Raw genomic sequence first — 22,144 nt, forward strand, 5'->3', positions numbered from 1 at the left:
TCTTTAAAGAATAAAAATCAGACTAAGGAGTGTTTAAATGGTGAGGAGTAAAAATATACGCTATGGGTCAATTAATGAATTCTTAGACGCTATACATAAAAATTTATTAACATCCCCCTTCCCCTCACAATCTTCTTTAGCAGAGATGTTTAATATCAGTCGAACCACCGTGAGACATACCCTAGAATATTTATTAGAAAAGAAAATCATTGAAAAACAAGAGAATGAATATCATGTCATTCGCTACCCCAATAAAACTGATTTCTTTCCTGTTGAATCAAGTCTCCCTGATCAACAAATCGTCTTATTCGAAAAAGCGTTTTACCAAATGATTAAGCGCAAAGAATTGATGCCTGGAGATACTTTTACTGAATTACAACTAGCAAAAAAAAGTCATGTGAGTTCTAGTATTGTTCGGGAGTTCTTAGTGGAGTTTTCCCGCTATGGGTTAATTAAAAATACTCACCGAGGAAATTGGCATATGATGAAGTTTTCACGTGAATATGCAGAAAAACTATTTGAATTCAGGGAGTTACTAGAAACCAATGCATTGACTCATTTTTTAAATTTACCACCAGATGACCATCGTTGGATTTTAGCAAAAGAGCTATTACTCAAACATAGGACACTACGGGAAACCGTTACTATCAATTACCGCGACTTTTCCCAACTAGATTATGAACTACATAGTCTTATTTTATCAGGTGCCAATAACCCCTTTTTTAATCAGTCTCTTGAAATCATCACTGTGATATTTCACTTTCAATATCAATGGGATGAATCAGATTTAAAAGAAAGAAATGTACTGGCAATTGAAGAACATATGACCATTTTAAGTGCTTTGATTAGCCGTAATGATATTGTCGCGATGAATGAACTTAGACATCACTTAGATACCGCTAAACGAACTATGATTAATTCCATACAACAAACTTATGAATAAATTACATTGAGTTACAAGACCAATGGATGGCCAACGATGACTTATTCTTTGGCTCGATAATATGCACATCAGAAAAAATCTGAATTTTTTAGTAAAAAAAACAACTTAATTATAAAATCATTATTAATCAAAATTATGACAAATAAAAATATTACTATTTTTCATACAATTAAAGAACAAACTTACTAAATAGATTGAATCAATTAATAATTCATCTGTTTTTAACTGATAAAAAACAGAATAAAAACATCAAAAAGCCATTCATTCCACAAAATTGATGCAATTAATAGTCCATAGAAAAAAATACTTCTAGTCTGAATCAACACCGGATGATTAATACACATAATAACTAGAGGAGTGGTCATGGATTACTTAAATAGACAGTCAATGGCTAATAAGCAATACCCAGAGAGAATTTTGCAATTCGGAGAAGGCAATTTTTTACGTGCTTTTATCGACTGGATGATTGACCAACTGAATGAAAAAACAGATTTCAATAGTGGCATTACGCTTGTCAGGCCAATTGACTCATCTAATCCCTCAATTAATCAACAAAATGGACTCTATACTGCCATCACCAGGGGAATCAATGAACAAAAACAAAGCGTTTCGAATATAAGAATTATTAATTCGGTTAACCGCGAAATACTTATTTATTCTGAATATGATCAATTTTTAAAATGTGCAGAAAATCCCGAATTACAATGGATCTTCTCTAACACTACGGAAGCAGGGATCGCATATAAGCACGACGTACGCTTAAAAGATACACCAGCAAGTAGTTTCCCTGCGAAACTTACTCAGTTTTTATTTCACCGCTTTCAACATTTTAATGGCGATAGTAGCAAAGGGTTGTTCATCATCCCCTGTGAGTTAATTGACTATAATGGCGATAAGTTACAGGAGTTTGTAAATCAACATGCACATGACTGGCAACTCCCTGCAGATTTTATTGCTTGGCTAAATAGCAGTAATACGTTTTGTTCTACGTTAGTCGATAGAATCGTTACTGGCTACCCGAAAAATGAAATTAAGAAACTAGAAAAAGAATTAGGTTATAAAGACGATTTTCTCGTCACTGCTGAATATTTCTATTTATTTGTCATTCAAGGGCCAAAAATACTAGAGAAGAAGCTAAAACTGAATGAATTACCATTAAATATCAAAGTAGTCGATGACATAAAGCCCTACAAAGAACGTAAAGTTGCAATCTTAAATGGTGCGCACACCGCGATGGTTCCTGTTGCTTACTTGGCAGGGATCAGAACTGTTCGTGATGTCACTAGCAACCCAATCTTTTTAGCTTTCATTAAAGATTTAATTGATAATGAAGTTATTCCTGTTTTATCTCAAAACCCTTCGGAGCTCGCAGCTTTTGCCTCCGCAGTTATTGACCGCTTTAATAACCCATATATAGAACATGAATTAATTTCAATTTCACTAAACTCGTTAACTAAATTTAAAACTCGCCTATTACCTCAATTAATATCTTATGTTAGGCAATACAATAAAATTCCTTATTGCATTTCATTTTCACTTGCTGCACTTATTGTTTTCTATCGAGGAAAACAGGCCGAACAACTCATTCCTTTAAATGATGATGACCATTTACTTGAACGCTTTAAAGCTTGGCATGAACTCTATGACTCAAATGTAAAACAACTTACTGAAAATGTGCTAGCAATGTCTGATTTATGGGGATTAAACCTCAACGAAATACCGCAATTACAAGATGATGTGAGCCAGAAAATCACTGAAATTCTGAGTAGCGGTACAGAATCAATGCTACGCAAAAAATACGTTGGCTAGAAAAAGAAAATAAATACTTAAAATAATAAATCCCCCTACAGGAGATACCTTTATGAAACTGAGCACATTAAACGGAAAAAAACTTCTTAGCTTAACACTCAGCACAATGCTATTAATGGGCAGCATGACAAATGCCGCATTTGCAGATGCTAAATATAAGTTAAAAGTCGCTTATGAAAATAACCCTGGTGAGCCTTTTGACTTAGCTATTCACGAATGGGCAAAAAAATTCAATGAAAAAACTCATGGTGAAGGTGAATTAATTCCTTATCCAAGCTCACAATTAGGCTCCAAAAAAGATGTCATCGAACAAATGAAGTTAGGTAGCCCACTAATTACCTTAGCAGATGGTGCATTCTTTTCTGATTATGTGCCTGATTACGGCATTATGTTTGGGCCGTATTTAGGGCTATCTTATAAAGATATTTTTAAATTAAATGCCTCACCTTGGTATGGTTCCTTAGAACAACAGTTAGATAAAAAAGGCCTTCACGTGGTTTCTAAAGATTGGTTATATGGTTCACGCCATATCTTAGCCAATAAAATGATCCAAACCCCAGATGACCTAAAAGGTTTAAAAATTCGCGTCCCCAATAATAAAATTCAAATTAAAGGTTTAGAGGCAATGGGTGCCACACCAACACCATTACCTTTAGCAGAAGTTTATACTGCACTTAATCTTAAAATTATTGATGGCGCAGAAAACCCAATTCCTGTGCTATATGGGCAAAAACACCATGAAGCGGCCAAATTCTTGATTTTAACGGGTCATGTAGAGAACGTAACCAACCTAGTCATGGGCAGCAAAACCTACGCTAAATTACCTGAAGATATTCAACAAGCTTTAGTTGAATCAGGAAATGAAGCAGGCCAATTCTTAACAGATTTAGTCTTACAACAAGAAAAAGAAATCATTGAGAAAATGAAAAATGAAGGCGTTACTGTTGTTGAAGTAGATAGAACACTCTTCAAAGAAAAATCTAAACCTTTCTATAATGAGTTCCCTGAATGGTCTGCGAACTTATATCAACAAACTCAAGATATTATTAATAATTAACCCTATTACTTGGCGGTTAACACCGCCAATATTTTTACAAAACAAACGGTTAAATATTATTCTCGCAAGGATCTTTTATGTTTAAATTTCTGGGGAAATTAAGTGATATAGTAGCTTCTCTTGCCGTTGCCGCTATTGTCATTATTACCATTCTTGCTGTATTCATGCGTTGGCTTCTTAATGACCCTTTAATGTGGAGTGAGGAAGTTTTAATCATTTGCTACATTTGGTTGGTGATGATTGGCGCAGCATCTGCGGCAGGCAAAAGAATGCATGTCAGTATTGATGCAATTACCTCTTTATTTCCTGAAAAAGTACAATTAGCTATTGCGGTCGTTACTCATATTATGGCCATTATTGCTTTATCAATTTTTGGTTATCTTGGATATGAACTCTCTATTATCGCAGAAGACAAAATAACACCAATAATTGGTGTCTCTTATTATTATATCGACCTTTCTGTACCCATTGGCGCATCCATCATGGTGTTATTTTCTATCCAACATTTACTGGAAGACATGAGTAAATTAATAAAAGGAGATAAACCATGTCAGTAATTATCGCCTGTATCGTATTAATATTCTGCTTTTTAATTAATGTTCCCATCTTTTTAAGTGTACTGATTGCATTACTCACCTACTTTTTCTCTGCGGGTGACATTTCTCCCCTCATTGCAGTACAACGCATTATTGGGGCTGGGGAAAATGTGACGTTACTTGCTATCCCTTTCTTCATTTTGTTAGGTAACCTTTTGAATTACACTGGTATTACTAGACGAATGTTGAAATTTACTGGCACTCTGTCTGGCCACTATCCAGGAGGACTTGCCCAATCTAACGTATTATTAAGTACAATGATGGGCGGGCTTTCTGCATCTAACCTCGCTGACTGTGCAATGCTATCTAAAATGTTAGTGCCAGAAATGACAAAATTAGGCTATGGAAAAAGCTTCTCTGCCGCTGTCACTGCCGCAGGATCATTAATAACGCCTATAATTCCACCGGGTATTGCATTAATCATCTATGGATTTGTCGCTGATGTCTCTATTGGTAAGATGTTTATGGCTGCAATCATTCCTGGATTAATGTGCTGCGTTGCTTTAATGGTTGCAATTTATCTGATTGCAAAAAAACGTGGATATAAGCCAGCTAGAGATAAAGCACCTACATTTGCTGAGGTTTACCAAACAGGTAAAGGAGCGATGTCTGCTTTCCTATTAGTTCTTGTCATTATTGGCGGAATTCGCTTTGGTATTTTTACACCAACAGAAGCTGGTGCTATTGCTGTACTTTACGTTATTGTAATTGGTACCTTCTTTTATCGTGAAATGAAGTTAAAAGACATTGCTGCCTCATTTTTAGAAACAGCCCGTTCAACAGCAAGTATCATGCTCATTATTATGACTTGTTCCGCATTAGCATGGGTATTGACGAACGAGCAAGTGGCGCAAGATGTTGCCAGAATGATGACCAATTTTTCTGATAACCCATATGTCTTCTTAATGATTGTCAATGCGGTGTTGTTAATCTTAGGTATGTTTATTGAAGGAAATGCCGCAATTATTGTCCTTGTTCCATTATTAATGCCTACAGTAAAATTATTAGGAATTGACCCTATCCATTTTGGCATTGTCATGATCCTTAATTTAGCTATCGGCTGCTTAACACCGCCAATGGGAACTGTCATGTTTGTAGCTACATCGATTACTGGTGTCCGTATTTCTGATTTTATTCGTGAAGTTATGCCCTTATTCTTTGCATTAATTATCGTTTTACTCTTAGTCACTTTTATGCCTGTATTTACGACTTTCCTACCAAGCTTATAAGATAAATGTATATTTCAATGGCAAATCATTTCCTATGATTTGCCATTTTATTATCAACTTATTTTTTATAAATTAAATTTTATTTAATTCCATAAGTTAATATTACTTAAATTTATGATTAAGTTAATTGATCTTTACCCTTGTCATAATAACACTTACCACAAGAAACATTCAAATAGACAAACCGCCAACCACCAACAAACACACTTATTACGAGTTATTCTGAAATAATCAAAAAAATAATATTACATTAAATTCATACATATAAAAAACACACCAATCTCATTATTTATTTTTTTAATTTTGAATTTGAAAAAAAATATATTTTATATCTAGCATAAAACAAGAAAGCTAATTTACATTCAGCTGTTAATCAAAGTTATATAACTTTATCTTACTTTGACCTTATGGGGTTAATTATGCCTAGATATATACTACCTCTGTCTTTATTTTCTTTATCTGTTATATCAGGCTCAGCACTTGCAATAACGAATAGTGCTGGGGGAATTATTTCAATTTCTGGAGCAATAAGCGATACAACCTGTACCATTAATGGCGGAAATAGTGCCGATATGACTGTTGTTCTTGACCCAATAACCGTAACAGATGCAGGGATAACTGCCGCAACGGTTATTTCTAAAAATCAAAAACAATTTTCTTTAACTTTCTCAGATTGTGCGCCCGCAAGCGTCCCAGTCAGTAATCTGAAATTACATTTTTATTCATCAAGTAACATTTCGCCTTCCGGTTTGTATTTAGTGAATACTTCCGTGAATGAAAATGATGCTTCCGTTGCCAAAAACGTCGGGTTTAGTTTATCTAAAACCAGTACTCCAACCACTGCAATTCCACTCAATGTAGCTTTTGATACTAACCTTACAGGGGCTGACACTGGTGGCGCAACAGGAGCTACTCTTAATTTAATAGCCAGTTATTATAAAACTAATACAACTGCTGCCAAAGTCGGTCTTTTGCAATCAAACGTAATATATACAGTTTCCTATTTATAATTATGACTTAGCCAGGCTTTTATTAGCCTGGCTTTAAATGGATGCTATTATGAAAACTCTAGTTTTATTACTCACTATTTTATTTTCGAGCACAACATTTTCTAATGTTATTATTACAGGCACTCGAATTATATATCCTGCTGACGCTGATAGTATTGCTGTACAATTAACTAATAACAGCAAAACATCTTCTCTTGTTCAGTCATGGATAGATAACGGTGATGAAAATTCCACGCCTGAGAATTCTGAAACGCCTTTTTATTTATCCCCTCCTATTGTTAAAATTGAAGGTTTACAAGGTCAGCAACTAAAAATTAAAAAAATACCCGGAAAACTTCCTGAAAATATTGAAAGTGTATTTTTCTTAAATGTTTTAGACATTCCTAAAACGCCAGAATCTGCTAAAGGCAAAAATGCAATTCAACTAGCCACACGTTCAAGAATTAAAATTTTTTATCGTCCTATTGGGCTAACTTCCCCCCCCGATGAGGTTATTAATAATGCAAGCTACCAGATTAAAAATAATAAAATATTAGTTAAAAATAACTCGCAATACCATTTAACTATTGCAGCTATCACACCATCTGACGATAAAAATAATTCATTAACTGATTCTGCGATGATTGCCCCTATGTCTGAAAAAGAATTCCCTATTAAAGGAATAATAAAAAACCACGACATGATTGTAATGTATGTGGATGACTATGGTGTTTTCAAATCTAAAAATATTAAACTTTAATAGAAGAAATCATCGTGAAAAAAGAAAATTATCTCTATCTCCTAATCTTAATAGGACTGCAAAGTTATCAAAAGAACTCAATAGCGGACGAGTTTGAGACTTCCCTATTGGTTGGCAAATCTGCGCAAGGAGATATTTCACGATTCTATACTGACAATAACATTCCATCAGGTAAACAATTAGCCGATCTTTATGTCAATAATAATTGGAAAGGTCAGTTTGAAATTGATGTCAATAATGATGGCAAACTGATTAGCCTTGCTGCTGCTGATGTACAGAAATTAAACCTGAATTTATCTGCTGAGGTGATTGAGCAAACCAAACAACAGCCACTTATTCCTATAGATGATTTAGTACCCAATATAAAATATAAATTTAATATCAACGACTTGAGGCTCGATATTATCGTCCCTCAAGTCGCTCTGAAGCAACTCGAAGCTAACTATGTTGACCCCAGTCTCTGGAATTATGGCGAGCCTGCAATTATTTTTTCTTATAATACAAATTATTATAGTTACAAAGAGAAAAAAAACTCAAAAACCAGCAGTGACAATTTTTATGCGACCTTAAATTCAGGCATTAATTTGGGCGCCTGGCAATTTAGAGATGAATCCAGCTATCGACATAGCTCTCATAGTAGCCAAAAATGGAAAAACAGTACCCGTTATGTTTACCGCCCCCTTAGTGCAATCAAATCCGGGTTGAAATTAGGTGATTTTTATACGCCAGCAGCCCTATTTAATAGTATTCGAGTTCGAGGCATTGCATTAGCAACAGAAGCTAGTATGTTGCCAAATTCAAGTCAAAATTTTGTCCCCATTATACGCGGTGTCGCTCAAACAAATGCCTTAGTCAGCGTGTACCAAAATAATAATCTAGTTTATCAAGAGAGCGTTCCCCCTGGTGAATTTGCATTTAATGACCTTCAACCTAGTGCTGGTGGTGGTGACTTATTTGTCGTTATTCAAGAAGCTGATGGAAGGCAAGAAACCTTTACTGTGCCCTATTCTGCTGTACCTGATATGCTCAAACAAGGTGTCTACAATTACAATTTTATTGTTGGTCAAACTAAAATCGATAGTACCCATTACCAACCCAAATTTACTCAAGGCGAGTTTCACTATGGTTTAAATAATTTAGTGACGCTTTATGCAGGAATGTTATTTAGCGAAAAATACTATTCCGGCGTTATTGGGAGTGGTTGGAATTTTAGTTTTGGGGCCATTTCAGCTGATATCACGCAAGCAAATACTAAATTAGATTCAGGCGATCATAGAGGTCAAAGCTATCGCTTGACTTATAACAAATATATTAACGCAACGTCGACCAATTTAACCTTGGCGTCATATCGTTATTCGACTAGTGGTTACTATAGTTTTATTGATGCCATTTATTCTCAAGACAATTATCGCGCTTGGAAAGCTTATCAAGACCAGCTATCCGAAAAACTCGGCAATAATATTCCACCTGAACTTTCACTCACTAATTATGACGCCTTACGCGGTTCACGTGCTAAAAATACATTTACATTGAATTTAAACCAACAATTAGCTGATGGTTATGGTTCGGTATTCATCTCGGGGACACACCGTGATTATTGGAATACAAACGGTAATAGCCGTGAATATCAAGCTGGCTATGCCAACAACTATAACGATATTTCCTATAGTGTGTCTGTTTCACGTGTTCGGAATTACGACAGCGAAGAAGAAACACGTATCTATGCCAATTTTAGTGTTCCTTTTTCTTTATTTGAAAAACGCGCCAATATTAGTATGGGAAGTTATTTCACTGACTCTCGTTACCAACAAACTACGCTAAGTGTCAGTGGTATTGCAGGTAAAAATGACCAAGTCAATTATACGCTAACTGCAACAAATCAAAGCGGTGGGAATAACTTAGTGGGTGGCAACGCCAGCTATCAGCTCCCCTCTAGCACGCTTTCAGGATCTTACACCGAAGCCAATAATTACCGCCAAACTGGTTTAGGCGCCAGAGGGACTCTAGTTGCTATCCCTGGACATATTGTTTTTTCAGGGGAAACAGGGCAAACCTATACCATCATTGACGCACCAATGGCCAGTAACATGATGGTCAACGCCGATAAAACCACCTTAACCAACCAACAAGGTGTTGTTTTAGTTGCCAATTCCACACCATATAGAACCAATACCTATACCTTAACAGATACAGAAAAAACCGCAGGTGCAGAGGTGCTCGGTAATATGGCCAATGTAAGTCCATATCAAGGAGCGGTGAATTACATCAAACTCGAAACCGATACACGACAAACTTATCTCATCCGAGGCGTGCTTGCTAATGGCGATAGCTTACCTTTTGGTACAGAAATCACAAATGCTAAACAGCAAAGTGTTGGTTATGTCGGTCAATCTGGCGTGATGTATATCAAAAGTGAGCAATTACCGATGGCATTGCACATAAAGCTTAAAGGGAAACAAACATGTGTTATTGAGCCACTACTCAATACGATGGATAAAAACAAAAACCTCTGTCGATAAAGGTAAATATGATGAAAAAAGTCACTTTAGCACTGATGCTTTCCAGTATATTGGCTTATAGTCAGTATTCCTCCGCACATTGTAGACAAACATCTACGGTGACGGCTCCCGCTATTGCTTTTGATTTATCGACCGAACTTACCAGTACATCGACTCAAGTTAGTAAAAATAGCAGAACCATCTACCCTGGAACTTTTACCTGTACTGCAAGAGGGCTGCTTTTCCCTAACTCTATCGGTATTGCATCCCCTTTCCAAGGCAGAACAGCCACTATTGGTTTTAATGGTGGAAAGCAGTTTGTCTCAATTACAGTCACTGCATTAGAAAAAGATAGGGTTGTCGGCCTTACGGAAGGTATACATCAAGGTAGTGAGCTCGATACAAATTTTACCGTTCAATTTAATTTGCTCACAACCAAACCCGGAACCAACTATGTCGAAGTATCAGGAAGTACCGCCACAATTACCCCTATTGTACTCGCCTCTGATGCATCCAGCTTGGGAATTCTACAGTGGTTATTAGATATTGTAGTCAAATTAGTCACTTTTCTGTTAACGCTACAATGGCCAACCAGTGCCGATGATATCTACTTACAACCAATGACCTTAACTTATAATCCCATTCTCACTACCTGTAATTTTGTTAACCAAGGTTTAGTCGTTGCACTACCCCCAGTAAGTATCAATGTGGTGAAAACTGTAACCAGAGCAGGCTACACGCCATTTACACTTAATTTTACCTGCCAAGATTTTTTAGCAGGTGGTAATGCTTCTCGTGATGTATCTATTTTTTTATCCAGTAGCAACCTGCTCTCAAATGATAAAACAACATTGAATAATACCATTAGTCAAGGAGCTAAGGGTGTTGGCTTCCGATTAGTTAGCGCAAGTAATCTCAATACACCATTAGTACTTTCGGATAGCGTGGCAGATAAAAGTGGGGCAACAAATATTTTTACTGTTCTCAAGGGAAATCCGATTTCCCCTTCTTTTTCAGTAAATTTAGGTGCCTATTACCATGCATACAACCCAAGTAGTGTTATTCAAGGACAAGTCTCAAGTACTGCAACCGTGGTGATGTCATACAATTAGAAAGGAAAATATTATGACCGGAATAATTAAAATCACAGGGTTCGCTACGTTACTATTTTTTAGCGTCCAAACAAGTGCGAGCCTTGTTTTACAAGGAACACGAATTATTTTTCCTAGCGATAAAAAGGCCGTCGGAATTCAACTTACTAATTACAGTGAACAAGCCACATTGACTCAAAGCTGGGTGGATGAAGGTAACCTCGATTCAACACCAGAAACGACGAACGCGCCATTTATTGTGACCCCCCCCATGACTAAAATCGCGGCAAATGACGGAGTTCAATTACGAATACGCTTTATTGGCGACAAACTCCCTACGAATAAAGAGTCTGTATTTTATTTAAATGTATTAGACATTGCGCCAAAGCCAAAACAAATAAATAGTGCAAATTTGCTACAATTTGCCATTCAAACACGGATTAAAGTTTTTTATCGACCAATTGCGCTTATAAATAAACCCGATGATTCAATCAATAACATTCAATTCCATTTAGCTAAAGATGGTATTATCGTCAACAACCCGACCCCTTATTTTTTAAGTATTGCCAATATTTATCTAGCTAATAATGAAAGCCGTTCTATTACAAAAAGTTCGATGATTGCGCCATTTTCATCACAAATCTTCCCTTCAACCGCCACAATTAATCATGGGGAAAATATAACAATGATTTATATTGACGATACAGGGAAACAAATTCAGTACCAAACCAAGCTATAAAAATAGGTATAAACCCTTTTATAGCTTGGTTGATAAATACTAGGATTGAGCTACAACTTTAGGGCGGATAAACACGGCAGGAACAGCAAGAAGCGCCATTAAATAGAAAACTACACCATGATGAGCAGGCACTCGTTCATAAATATACCCCACAATAATAGTCAGTACGGCTAACCCACCACCGGTTGCGAGGGCAGAGTAAACACCTTGTAATGGGATAATTTCATTTTCTTTTCTTGCGCTGATAAAGCGCATTGCCGCTAGATGGCAAATCGTAAAAGTCCCACTGTGAAGAATTTGCACTACAATTAACACAGGTAATGCAGTAAACGCCCCCATCAGCCCCCAACGGATAATTCCACAAAATGCGGATAGCAGCAGTAAATTACGCGCACTCCAACGCCGGAACAAACGGTGACTTAACATAAATACAATGACTTCAGCAACCACACCCAGCGACCATAAATTACCGATCACTAAATCTGAATAACCCGCCTCTTTCCAAAATAGGGAAGCAAAACCATAATAAGCTGCATGGGCCCCTTGTAATAAGGTCACACAAATTAAAAACCTAACGACGTTTTTATCGGCAATCAACTGTTTAAAAGTGACTTTATTGCCACCTTCAATTTTCGCCGCTCCCATTGGCATAATTGCCGGTTTCAGCATTGCGCCGAGTAATAATGCTAAACAGCTTACTATCAACGCCACCATGATGGCTTTATTACCCCAAACACCTGCTAAATAACCCATCAATGAGGAGCCAATAATAAAAGCTATCGAACCCCAGACGCGAATTTTGCCATAATCAAAGGTAAATTGTTTTTGCCATGTCCCCGCCAGTGAATCTCCCAGCGGGACCATTGGTGCAAAAAATAAGTTAAAGCCTATCATTACAAATAGCAACCATGCCCAATGAGAGCCCAAAGCAAAACCAACAGAGAAAATGAGTGAAAGCCCTGCAAGTAAACGTAGTGCAGTAATCAGTTTCGAGGGCTCTTTAACTAAAGGAGTAATGAACATCGCGCCAAGGAAACGGGCTGCTAACCCTACCCCTAACAAAACACCAATCATTTCTGCATCAATTCCCTCACCTTGTAGCCAAACTGACCAAAATGGTAAGAAAATACTGTAAGCAAAAAAGTAGGTAAAATAATCAATGGCTAGCCAACGCGTTGATGGAATGACCATCATCCCTCCGTTTTTTCAATGCAAAAAACCCGCTCATACATGCATGTAGAAGCGGGTTTTAATCACGAATTGTCGTTTAAATTATGCGTAAACTGGGTATTTCTTGCAAATTGCTAATACTTTTTGTTTTACGCTCTCAATGGTCGCTTCGTCATTGAGGTTGTCTAGGATATCACACATCCAGCCCGCTAGCTCACTCGCTTCTGCTTCTTTAAAGCCACGGCGTGTAATTGCAGGAGAACCGATACGTACACCTGACGTTACGAATGGGCTCTTAGGATCGTTAGGTACGCTGTTTTTGTTAACCGTGATATTTGCACGGCCTAGTGCAGCATCGGCATCTTTACCTGTGATGTCTTTGTCTACTAAATCTACTAAGAACAAATGGTTTTCCGTTCCGCCAGATACGACTTTATAGCCACGTTTTTGGAAAACGTCGACCATTGCTTTGGCATTTTTAGCCACTTGTTGTTGGTAAACTTTGAATTCTGGTTCCATCGCTTCTTTCAGAGCAACCGCTTTACCTGCAATCACATGCATTAAAGGGCCACCTTGAGAACCAGGGAATACGGCTGAATTGATTTTTTTGTATAACTCTTCGTCACCACCTTTAGCTAAAATTAATCCACCACGTGGACCTGCTAAAGTTTTATGTGTTGTTGTCGTCACAACGTGTGCGTGAGGAACTGGGTTTGGATAAACACCGGCAGCAATCAAACCTGCAACGTGAGCCATATCCACAAACAAATAAGCGCCAATGCCATCTGCGATTTCACGCATTTTTGCCCAATCAACCACACCTGAATACGCAGAAAAACCACCGATAATCATTTTTGGTTTATGTTTTTCAGCTTGCGCTTTGATATCATCGTAATCAATTTTACCGCTTTCATCGATACCATAAGGCACGATGTTATACAGTTTACCTGAGAAGTTAACTGGTGAACCGTGAGTTAAGTGACCACCATGTGCAAGGTTCATCCCCAGAACAGTATCACCTGGTTGTAATAACGCCATGTAAACAGCAGCGTTAGCTTGTGAACCTGAGTGCGGTTGCACGTTCGCATAGTCAGCACCAAAGAGTTCTTTCGCACGGTCAATCGCTAATTGTTCTACCACATCAACATACTCACAACCGCCATAGTAGCGTTTGCCTGGGTAGCCTTCTGCATATTTATTGGTTAGCTGAGAACCTTGAGCCTGCATGACTCGTGGACTGGTATAGTTTTCAGAAGCAATTAATTCAATGTGTTCTTCTTGACGTTGTACTTCTTGCTCCATTGCTTCCCATAATTTTGGATCGTAGTCAGCAATATTCATTTCACGCTTTAACATTCGCTTCTCCTGCCTCAGCAATTCAATAGGTTGAAAATCGATTCATCGCAATGACACACAGTGTAAACTCTTTTTCTCTCTTGAGATAGCCCTAAAGAAAAAATATACGCAAACGATTGCATTAATTTTTTTCACTTCATTTGCTTCTGAAGGCTCCACTATAAAATAGCTTAAATTTTAATTTTTAACGTAGAAACATCCAGATTTGCTAGCCCCTTCTCATTATGTGCCTAATTCCGACATATTTTCCCAGTTTGAGTCTTTACATAAAACCTTAAATATTATAAGTTGTATTTAAAATACATGTTTATAAATAAACTTTATGTCTCTCAAAAAAGAGTGATTTATTGGGATGAAATAAACTTATCCCAATGATGCAAAAGGATATGTTTGTACAAAACTAAAAACTGACGCCTTACGCTCACTACGATGAGAACATGAAAATAATTCAGGAGCACCTGTATGCTAGATAGCCAAACCATCGCCATTGTTAAATCAACCATTCCTGCCATTGCTGAAACAGGGCCAAAACTAACCGCACATTTTTATGATCGGATGTTTAAACAACACCCTGAACTAAAAGATATTTTTAACATGACTCACCAAATGAACGGCGACCAACGTGAAGCGCTGTTCAATGCTATTTGTGCTTATGCGGTAAATATTGAAACCCCTGAAGCACTGATTTCAGCGGTTGAAAAAATTGCCCAAAAACACGTTAGTTTAAATATCAAACCTGAGCATTACCCTATTGTTGGGGAAAATTTACTGGCGGCTATCGATGAACTACTTAGTCCAGGCCAAGAAGTGCTTGATGCTTGGGGAAGAGCTTACGGGGTCTTAGCTGATATCTTTATTGGTCGTGAAGCAGTCATTTACCAAGAGAATGCAGATAAAATTGGAGGCTGGGAGGGTTTACGTGAATTTAAATTGAAACAAAAACAACCACAAAGCGATGTAATCACCAGTTTTGAATTCATACCTGTCGATGGGAAACCCGTCGCAGATTACCGTCCAGGCCAATATATCACTATTTATGTCAACAATCAGGGATTTGAAAACCAAGAAATCCGCCAATACTCACTAACGACCGCGCCTAATGGCCGTAGCTACCGTATTGCAGTAAAACGTGAAGAACAAGGCTCCGTTTCTAATTTCTTACATCAACAATTAAATGAAGGTGATAGTGTACTGCTCGCCCCACCATGTGGTGATTTCTTCATTGATGTTGATGACCAGACACCTGTTACCTTGATCTCTGCAGGCGTTGGTTTAACCCCAATGCTGAGTATGTTAAATCATCTAACAGAACAAGGTCACAATGCACAAGTTAATTGGTTCCATGCCGCTGAAAATGGTGCTGTTCATGCCTTTAGGCACGAAATTCAACAACTATTAGCAAAACAACAAACCAGCCAATCTGCGATTTGGTTTAATCAACCAAGAGAGGAAGATCGTCTCGGGTTTGATTACCAATATGAAGGTTTAATGAATTTAGAATTGGTACGTGAATGGATTGAACAACCGAACATGCAATTCTATTTCTGTGGCCCTGTTGGTTTTATGCAGCACGTAGGCAAACAGCTAATTGCAATGGGTGTCGATGCCGATGCTATTCACTATGAATGTTTTGGACCACACAAAGTATTGCCCCTCAATTAATGGATAAAAAATGCTCTTCTGTTTAGAAGAGCATTCTCTGAAACATGTTAACTGAAGAAAATGGTTTAAATGGTTAAGTGTTTGCCATTTTTCTAAGTTTAGCGGTAACGGACTCGCATAATAAATACGCAATTCTAATCCCATTCCTGTGTATTTTCCGTTACCGCATTTTCACATAACGTAATTTATTAAATCGCTTCTTCATCTTGCTCGCCGGTCCGAATACGGATCACTCGAGCTACATCATAAACAAAGATCTTCCCATCACCAATTTTGCCCGTTTGTGCCGTTTGCATAATGGTTTCGACACAGTTTTCAACAATATCATCAGGGACAACAATTTCAATTTTTACCTTAGGTAAAAAATCAACCATATACTCTGCACCACGGTAAAGCTCGGTATGCCCTTTTTGACGTCCAAAGCCTTTCACTTCAGTTACCGTCATTCCGGTAATACCCACTTCTGCCAATGCTTCACGAACATCATCAAGTTTGAATGGCTTTATAATTGCATCAATTTTTTTCATAAATAATTCCTGTTATGACCAGTTTTTACGGCCAAAACCTGAGGTGATCGGATAGCGGCGATCTTTACCGAAATTACGCATCGTAATACGTGGCCCAACAGGAGCCTGACGGCGTTTATATTCATTAATATCAACAAGACGTACAACTTTACGCACTACGTCTTTATCAAAACCAAGTTTGATTAAATCATTAACTGACAAGTCTTTTTCCACATAGCCTTCCAATAATGCGTCTAACACATCATAAGGCGGCAAACTGTCTTGATCTAATTGCCCTGGAGCAAGTTCTGCTGACGGTGGTCTATCAATCACACGTTGAGGAATTGCTGGAGATAATGTATTACGATATTTAGCTAACTCAAAGACGAGAGTTTTCGGTACATCTTTTAATACGTCAAAGCCACCCGCCATATCGCCATATAATGTTGAATAACCAACAGCAGATTCACTTTTATTACTGGTCGTCAACACTAAGCGACGACGTTTATTTGACATTGCCATTAAAATAACCGCTCGGCAACGCGCTTGTAAGTTTTCCTCAGTGGTATCAACCGCGGTTCCTTCAAACATCGGGGTTAACTGGGCCATAAAGGCATCAAACATCGGTTCGATGGATACGATATCGAATTCAACCCCAAGCAAATCAGCTTGCTCTTTAGCGTCGTGAATACTCATTTCAGAAGTATAGCGGAATGGCATCATGACAGCTTGTACATGCTCTTTCCCTATAGCATCAACGGCAATGGCCACCGTTAGCCCTGAGTCAATACCACCTGATAGCCCTAAGATTGCACCATTAAAACCATTTTTATTGATATAATCACGAGTTGACATAACTAAAGCTTGGTATACCTGAGCAACTGGGTCATTCTCAATAAATACGCTACCTTCGCTCACCAATGCAAGTTCATCAAATTGTACTGTGATCACCTGCTCTTTAAATTCTGCCAATTTAAAGATTTGTTTACCTTTATTCGCAATGACTTTTGAGCCACCATCAAACACCAATTCATCTTGCCCACCCACTTGGTTGAGATACACAATTGGCATATGAGTGCGTTTGCAATGTTCGACTAATAAGTCGGTTCGAATATGCTCTTTATGAATATCATAAGGAGATGCATTGATGGTTAATAATATTTCAGCACCCGCCCCTTTGACTGCATCTACTGGCTCGTCATACCAAATGTCTTCACAAATTAATAAACCGAGTTGATAACCTTTAAATTCAACAACGCAGGATTTTTCATCTGCAGTGAAATAACGGGGTTCATCAAACACACCATAATTTGGCAACTCTTGTTTAAAATAGCGAGCGTGCAATTTACCTTGATAGAAAAAGGACAGCGCATTATAGATATCATCCCCTTCATACCATGGATGACCAACAATAATCGCCGTTTCTTGGCTAGCTTTTTGCAAACGGTCAAGTTGTACTAAACAGCGGTCCTCGAAATCAGCTCGGAAAATTAAATCTTCTGGTGGATACCCTGTCAAAGACAGTTCTGAAAACATGACAATATCTGTGTTTGGTGCTTGTTCACTCACAACTTGCAGCATGCGATCGCAGTTGCCTTCGATATCACCGACTAACCAATTAAGTTGTGCTAGTGAAATATTAAGCTTACGGCTCATAAGGTGTTTTTTCTCCCGGAGCGTGAATATGAATTGCCTTATTCCACATAATGTAATCGATAACAACCATGTGGTAAATAATACTTATTTATTCTTTAAAATCATTAGCTTCTAAATCATGACGACCAAGTAATTTATAAAATTCTGTACGGTTTCGTCCTGCCATTCGGGCAGCTTGAGTAACATTTCCTTTCGTCATTTGTAATAACTTACGTAAATAATTCAATTCGAACTGATTGCGAGCTTCAACAAATGTTGGTAGCGCCGTATTTTCACCTTGAAGTGCTTGGCTGACCAGTGCTTCGCTTATAACAGGAGAAGTCGTTAATGCAACACACTGTTCGATAACATTCACTAATTGACGGACATTGCCCGGCCAGCTCGCTGTTATTAAGCATTTCATTGCATCACTGGAAAAACTACGTACAAAAGGTTTATGACGTGATGCAGCTTCACGCAATAGATGATTAGCTAATAATGGAATATCTTCTGAACGTTCATTTAACGCAGGAATACGCAAGTTAACCACATTCAAACGATAGTAAAGGTCCTCACGAAACTCATTTTTTTCCATTGCTTTTGGTAGGTTACGGTGAGTTGCAGACAGAATACGTACGTCAATATCTAAATCACGGTTGCTACCTAAAGGACGAACTTTGCGCTCTTGCAATACCCGCAGTAATTTAACCTGCAATGGCATTGGCATATCACCAATTTCATCTAAAAATAACGTTCCACCACTGGCAGCAAAGAATAACCCTTCGCGATTACTGACTGCGCCAGTAAAGGCGCCTTTTGCATGCCCAAATAGTTCAGACTCTAATAATTGTTCAGGTAGTGCACCACAGTTAATGGCAATAAACGGCTTACGTGCCCTAGGGCTAGCTTTATGAATCGCCTGCGCTAAAACCTCTTTACCAGTACCACTTTGCCCGTTAATCAATACGCTAACATCAGATTGTGCCACCATATGCGCTTGTTCTAACAGGCGTATCATTAAGGGGCTACGTGTGACAATACCTGAGCTCCATTCTTCATCACTCATGGGTGTTGAAGAAAGTGCGAGTGCTTCATCAATCGCTTTATATAATGCGTCTTTGTCGACTGGCTTAGTTAAAAAACTAAATACGCCTCGTTGTGTTGCCGCGACGGCATCAGGAATCGAGCCATGAGCTGTTAATATAATGACAGGCATGTTTGGATGGGCTTTTTGTATCTCATCGAAAAGCGCCATGCCATCCATTTCATCCATACGTAAATCACTGATGACTAAATCTAATTTTTCTTTTTGTAAGATTTTTAGTGCTTCAGGACCACTTTCTGCTGTAGTGACTTTAAAACCCTCACTACTCAAACGCATACCTAACAGTTTCAGAAGACTTGGGTCATCATCCACGAGTAATAAATTTGCTGACTTACGATTCGTCATTTTTGTTCATTCTCCGATGAGTTTTGCTCTACTGGAGAAGATACACTGCTATCAGGCTTTGGCTCTTCAGAGGAAATAGGTTTATCTCCTTCAACCCCATTTTCCACCTCTTTTTCAGTTTCGTTCGTGCTCTTTTTGCGAGATGAAAGTTGACGTTCAATATCCGTTAAGTTTTCAAGCTTACGGGAGGTCGTATTCAGTTCGAAAGCCAATTTAGCATTATCTTCTTTCAAGCGGTCGAGCTTTGTATCCATTTCTTGTTGTAGGCGTTTATAGCGAACACCCGCGTCAGACAAGTTGATAATTTGGACTTGTTGCTCACGCCATAATTGTAATAATGGCCGTACTGCTGTTGGAAAATTCAAACTGTACGTATTGATGCTATCAAGCATTTTGCGGCGCTCAGCAATAGACGGGTCAGCAGAATTCAACAATATATTTTGTTGAAATGCACTCGACCAGTTTGTTACCTCGATTTTACCTGCTTCATCACGTGCTTGACTGGTTTCAGTGCGATCGGCACAGTCCATCATTCGCAACCAAAATAGCGCGTTTTCCCGTGCAGTAGGTTGGTCATTATTCCAGATCGTTTCACATGATGTATACCGGTAGTCCGTAACTTTTACCTCAGGCACAACGACTTGTGCTAGAGTTTCGAGCGGTGACTGACCATTTTTAGCGACACATCCACTTAAGATTAGGGAAAATAAGACCGCCCCAAAATTGAGCCCTGTACGTCTCATCACATAAGGTACTCTTTGACTATGTTTACTTAACGATGCATTACGGTAAAGTACCGCCCAAACACCTGTAGACCGATTTACCATTATTCATTCTCTGCGGTTAGAGGCAGTTCAATTCTAAAACAGACATCTGCTGATTTAGTGGGAACAAGAGAAAGCTCGCCCCCCATTTGTTTAATACAATCTTGCGCAATACTCAGCCCTAGCCCACTTCCTTTAACAGCACCTTTTCTTTGCAATGAACCTTGATAGAAAGGTTCAAAAATCATGCTTTGCTCAGATTCAGGAATTGGCGTACCCGTATTCGCAACTTCAATTAGCAGTTTATTGCCTGTTTGGCGACTAGAGATCCAAATATTACCTGATTCGCCACCATAGTGCACCGCATTGGAATAGATATTATCAATAACTCTCCCAAGAAGTGAGGGTTCAGCTAAACAGCTATCCACTTTTAAACGCACTTCTGTTTTGATGTTTTTAGCCCGTGCGGGTAAGTTATGCGCTTTGACAATATCGTCAATGAGTTTTTGTAAATCAACAATCTGTGCTTCCGGTGGGGTATCTACGAGCTTACGGTTATAGTCAAGTAATTGCTCAATAAGTTGCTGAAGATGCTTACTGCTGTGATCCAAAATTTCTACAACTTCTTTTTGAGACACCGTTAATGGCCCGGCTACCTCATCAGCAAGTAACTCCGTTCCTTCACGCATACTTGCAAGAGGCGTTTTTAATTCGTGCGAAATATGACGAAGAAATTCATGACGTTGTGATTCAAGCCATGCTAATCGCTCACTTAACCATATAATACGCTGCGCGATTGTCCGTAGCTCCCTAGGACCTTTGAAGCGCTCAATATTATTGGCTATCGTGCGTCCAGTTCCAAGACGGTTAATCATTCGTTCGATAGCTTTAACTGGGCCAATAATCATCCTAGTGAATAATGCCACTAGCAAAGCGCTTAATAAGAATAAAATTAAGCTCTGCCAGCCAAATAATTGACCTTTATTCGCAATTGCTTTTTGTAGCTGTTCTCCACGGCTAAAAATCACATCTCGAGTTTCTTGCACTAATGAGGCATTTTCGGCAGAAAACTGTTCTAAGGCTAGTGTGTTTTTTTCTGTTGGCTCATTATTTTCACAAGTGACTGTTTTAAGTACATCCAAAGTGTTAGCCAATGCGGAGGTGTCTGACGAAGTGGGTAAGATTGTTTTTTGACGCTCGAACATTTGCTGGTAATCTGCAAACTGTTTCTGATATTGCGTTTGCAAGGTGGCATCTTGTAAAACACAGTATTGCCGATAGCTTCGCTCCATCTCTAAGGCGAGACTACTCATGACCTCACTACGCCGTGCGTCAAGCAGCGTGGTTTTATTGATATTGGCAGCTTGGTTACTGAGTTGCTCCAGGCTTTGATACGCCTGGTAAGCGAGTACTAATAAAGGAAGTAGTACAAGCCAAAATGCCATCACAACGAGTTGGCGCAAGGAGCGCGGGAAAAAACGCCATTTACTCAATACATTCATCTCATACCCATTAAACGTATTGCAATGGTAGCAGAACTCTTTGTCATGCGAAAAGCACAATCCAAATTATGTGTCCCATAGCGTTAAAATCAGACTAAGTGTAACAATCAAAAAGCAATGAACGTGCCAAGTTAATTGGTAAAAAATGATAATTTTCAGATAGGTATATTCATCACCCGGATGTTCCTTTTTCGCATAAACGAAAGCATAAAAGAATCGATAGGTCTTACTAAATGAATTCTTTCGGCTTTTCTTTAGTTTTTTCTTTAAAAATAAAACACTTAGCTATGTCCTAAATAATTCGAATTGCAGCTAGGCGCCAAGTGAAGATATCTCTAGTAGCATACAAAAGTATGTGACTAGAGTGGCTGAACGCAGGTAACAACGC

General features: G+C 38.3%; 18 protein-coding genes. 11 read left to right on the top strand and 7 right to left on the bottom strand.

The window, feature by feature from the left end; all coding sequences use genetic code 11:
* Positions 1-37: 37 nt before the first annotated feature.
* The 10 genes from PSE60_RS14850 to PSE60_RS14895 all read left to right on the top strand — a co-directional run bounded on the left by PSE60_RS14850 (position 38) and on the right by PSE60_RS14895 (position 11,711).
* Positions 38-943, top strand: coding sequence for a GntR family transcriptional regulator (locus tag PSE60_RS14850; RefSeq protein WP_210838797.1), 906 nt, complete (start codon positions 38-40; stop codon positions 941-943).
* 363 nt (positions 944-1,306) lie between these two features.
* Positions 1,307-2,752, top strand: coding sequence for a tagaturonate reductase (locus tag PSE60_RS14855; RefSeq protein ID WP_272665899.1), 1,446 nt, complete (start codon positions 1,307-1,309; stop codon positions 2,750-2,752).
* A gap of 52 nt (positions 2,753-2,804) precedes the next feature.
* Complete coding sequence (locus PSE60_RS14860) at positions 2,805-3,809, top strand: C4-dicarboxylate TRAP transporter substrate-binding protein (protein WP_210838800.1); 1,005 nt, start codon at positions 2,805-2,807, stop codon at positions 3,807-3,809.
* Positions 3,810-3,886: 77 nt separating this feature from the next.
* Positions 3,887-4,366, top strand: coding sequence for a TRAP transporter small permease (locus PSE60_RS14865; protein ID WP_210838802.1), 480 nt, complete (start codon positions 3,887-3,889; stop codon positions 4,364-4,366).
* Positions 4,357-5,634, top strand: coding sequence for a TRAP transporter large permease (locus tag PSE60_RS14870; RefSeq protein ID WP_109911474.1), 1,278 nt, complete (start codon positions 4,357-4,359; stop codon positions 5,632-5,634). Before PSE60_RS14865 ends, PSE60_RS14870 begins: the two co-directional genes overlap by 10 nt.
* Before the next feature lie 419 nt (positions 5,635-6,053).
* Entirely contained in the window at positions 6,054-6,644 is a 591-nt protein-coding gene (locus PSE60_RS14875; protein ID WP_272665900.1) for a fimbrial protein, read from the top strand.
* Between the two features lie 49 nt (positions 6,645-6,693).
* Positions 6,694-7,383, top strand: a complete 690-nt coding sequence (locus PSE60_RS14880) for a fimbrial biogenesis chaperone (protein ID WP_272665901.1) — start codon at positions 6,694-6,696, stop codon at positions 7,381-7,383.
* Between the two features lie 14 nt (positions 7,384-7,397).
* Entirely contained in the window at positions 7,398-9,902 is a 2,505-nt protein-coding gene (locus PSE60_RS14885; RefSeq protein WP_272665902.1) for a fimbria/pilus outer membrane usher protein, read from the top strand.
* Positions 9,903-9,913: 11 nt separating this feature from the next.
* Entirely contained in the window at positions 9,914-10,993 is a 1,080-nt protein-coding gene (locus PSE60_RS14890) for a fimbrial protein (protein ID WP_336298617.1), read from the top strand.
* 13 nt (positions 10,994-11,006) lie between these two features.
* On the top strand, positions 11,007-11,711 hold the full coding sequence (locus PSE60_RS14895) for a fimbrial biogenesis chaperone (RefSeq protein ID WP_272665904.1): 705 nt from the start codon (positions 11,007-11,009) through the stop codon (positions 11,709-11,711).
* A 39-nt stretch (positions 11,712-11,750) separates the two neighbouring features.
* Here PSE60_RS14895 and PSE60_RS14900 read toward each other — a convergent pair whose 3' ends face one another.
* Positions 11,751-12,902 carry a 3-phenylpropionate MFS transporter gene (locus PSE60_RS14900; RefSeq protein WP_115166964.1) on the bottom strand — a complete coding sequence of 384 codons (1,152 nt, stop codon included), beginning with the start codon at positions 12,900-12,902 and terminating at the stop codon, positions 11,751-11,753.
* 81 nt (positions 12,903-12,983) lie between these two features.
* On the bottom strand, positions 12,984-14,237 hold the full coding sequence (glyA, locus tag PSE60_RS14905) for a serine hydroxymethyltransferase (RefSeq protein ID WP_004912718.1): 1,254 nt from the start codon (positions 14,235-14,237) through the stop codon (positions 12,984-12,986).
* A gap of 462 nt (positions 14,238-14,699) precedes the next feature.
* On the opposite strand from glyA, the gene hmpA reads away from it, so the two are divergent.
* Complete coding sequence (gene hmpA / locus PSE60_RS14910; RefSeq protein ID WP_210840039.1) at positions 14,700-15,899, top strand: NO-inducible flavohemoprotein; 1,200 nt, start codon at positions 14,700-14,702, stop codon at positions 15,897-15,899.
* Positions 15,900-16,087: 188 nt separating this feature from the next.
* Here the strand turns inward: hmpA and glnB are convergent, their stop codons facing one another.
* From glnB to PSE60_RS14935, 5 genes are all read right to left on the bottom strand, one after another.
* A complete protein-coding gene (gene glnB, locus PSE60_RS14915) occupies positions 16,088-16,426 on the bottom strand; it encodes a nitrogen regulatory protein P-II (RefSeq protein ID WP_004912721.1) in 339 nt (112 codons plus the stop codon).
* Between the two features lie 12 nt (positions 16,427-16,438).
* Positions 16,439-18,061: an NAD+ synthase gene (locus tag PSE60_RS14920; protein WP_004912723.1), complete on the bottom strand. Its 1,623-nt coding sequence runs from the start codon at positions 18,059-18,061 to the stop codon at positions 16,439-16,441.
* A gap of 88 nt (positions 18,062-18,149) precedes the next feature.
* Positions 18,150-19,490 carry a two-component system response regulator GlrR gene (gene glrR / locus PSE60_RS14925; protein ID WP_210840041.1) on the bottom strand — a complete coding sequence of 447 codons (1,341 nt, stop codon included), beginning with the start codon at positions 19,488-19,490 and terminating at the stop codon, positions 18,150-18,152.
* Positions 19,487-20,317, bottom strand: a complete 831-nt coding sequence (gene qseG / locus PSE60_RS14930; protein ID WP_210840042.1) for a two-component system QseEF-associated lipoprotein QseG — start codon at positions 20,315-20,317, stop codon at positions 19,487-19,489. The genes glrR and qseG overlap by 4 nt, the downstream gene beginning before the upstream one ends.
* Complete coding sequence (locus PSE60_RS14935) at positions 20,317-21,756, bottom strand: sensor histidine kinase (RefSeq protein ID WP_210840043.1); 1,440 nt, start codon at positions 21,754-21,756, stop codon at positions 20,317-20,319. The genes qseG and PSE60_RS14935 overlap by 1 nt, the downstream gene beginning before the upstream one ends.
* Positions 21,757-22,144: the final 388 nt, after the last annotated feature.

Origin of the sequence: Providencia sp. PROV174, from assembly GCF_028480685.1 — a bacterium.
Taxonomy (GTDB): domain Bacteria; phylum Pseudomonadota; class Gammaproteobacteria; order Enterobacterales; family Enterobacteriaceae; genus Providencia; species Providencia rettgeri.

Excerpts from the sequence above, each read along its gene's own strand:
- PSE60_RS14850 (WP_210838797.1), top strand. The coding sequence starts at position 38 with ATGGTGAGGAGTAAAAATATACGCTATGGGTCAATTAATGAATTCTTA.
- PSE60_RS14855 (WP_272665899.1), top strand. The coding sequence starts at position 1,307 with ATGGATTACTTAAATAGACAGTCAATGGCTAATAAGCAATACCCAGAG.
- PSE60_RS14860 (WP_210838800.1), top strand. The coding sequence starts at position 2,805 with ATGAAACTGAGCACATTAAACGGAAAAAAACTTCTTAGCTTAACACTC.
- PSE60_RS14865 (WP_210838802.1), top strand. The coding sequence starts at position 3,887 with ATGTTTAAATTTCTGGGGAAATTAAGTGATATAGTAGCTTCTCTTGCC.
- PSE60_RS14870 (WP_109911474.1), top strand. The coding sequence starts at position 4,357 with ATGTCAGTAATTATCGCCTGTATCGTATTAATATTCTGCTTTTTAATT.
- PSE60_RS14875 (WP_272665900.1), top strand. The coding sequence starts at position 6,054 with ATGCCTAGATATATACTACCTCTGTCTTTATTTTCTTTATCTGTTATA.
- PSE60_RS14880 (WP_272665901.1), top strand. The coding sequence starts at position 6,694 with ATGAAAACTCTAGTTTTATTACTCACTATTTTATTTTCGAGCACAACA.
- PSE60_RS14890 (WP_336298617.1), top strand. The coding sequence starts at position 9,914 with ATGAAAAAAGTCACTTTAGCACTGATGCTTTCCAGTATATTGGCTTAT.
- PSE60_RS14895 (WP_272665904.1), top strand. The coding sequence starts at position 11,007 with ATGACCGGAATAATTAAAATCACAGGGTTCGCTACGTTACTATTTTTT.
- PSE60_RS14900 (WP_115166964.1), bottom strand. The coding sequence starts at position 12,902 with ATGGTCATTCCATCAACGCGTTGGCTAGCCATTGATTATTTTACCTAC.
- glyA (WP_004912718.1), bottom strand. The coding sequence starts at position 14,237 with ATGTTAAAGCGTGAAATGAATATTGCTGACTACGATCCAAAATTATGG.
- hmpA (WP_210840039.1), top strand. The coding sequence starts at position 14,700 with ATGCTAGATAGCCAAACCATCGCCATTGTTAAATCAACCATTCCTGCC.
- glnB (WP_004912721.1), bottom strand. The coding sequence starts at position 16,426 with ATGAAAAAAATTGATGCAATTATAAAGCCATTCAAACTTGATGATGTT.
- PSE60_RS14920 (WP_004912723.1), bottom strand. The coding sequence starts at position 18,061 with ATGAGCCGTAAGCTTAATATTTCACTAGCACAACTTAATTGGTTAGTC.
- glrR (WP_210840041.1), bottom strand. The coding sequence starts at position 19,490 with ATGACGAATCGTAAGTCAGCAAATTTATTACTCGTGGATGATGACCCA.
- qseG (WP_210840042.1), bottom strand. The coding sequence starts at position 20,317 with ATGGTAAATCGGTCTACAGGTGTTTGGGCGGTACTTTACCGTAATGCA.
- PSE60_RS14935 (WP_210840043.1), bottom strand. The coding sequence starts at position 21,756 with ATGAATGTATTGAGTAAATGGCGTTTTTTCCCGCGCTCCTTGCGCCAA.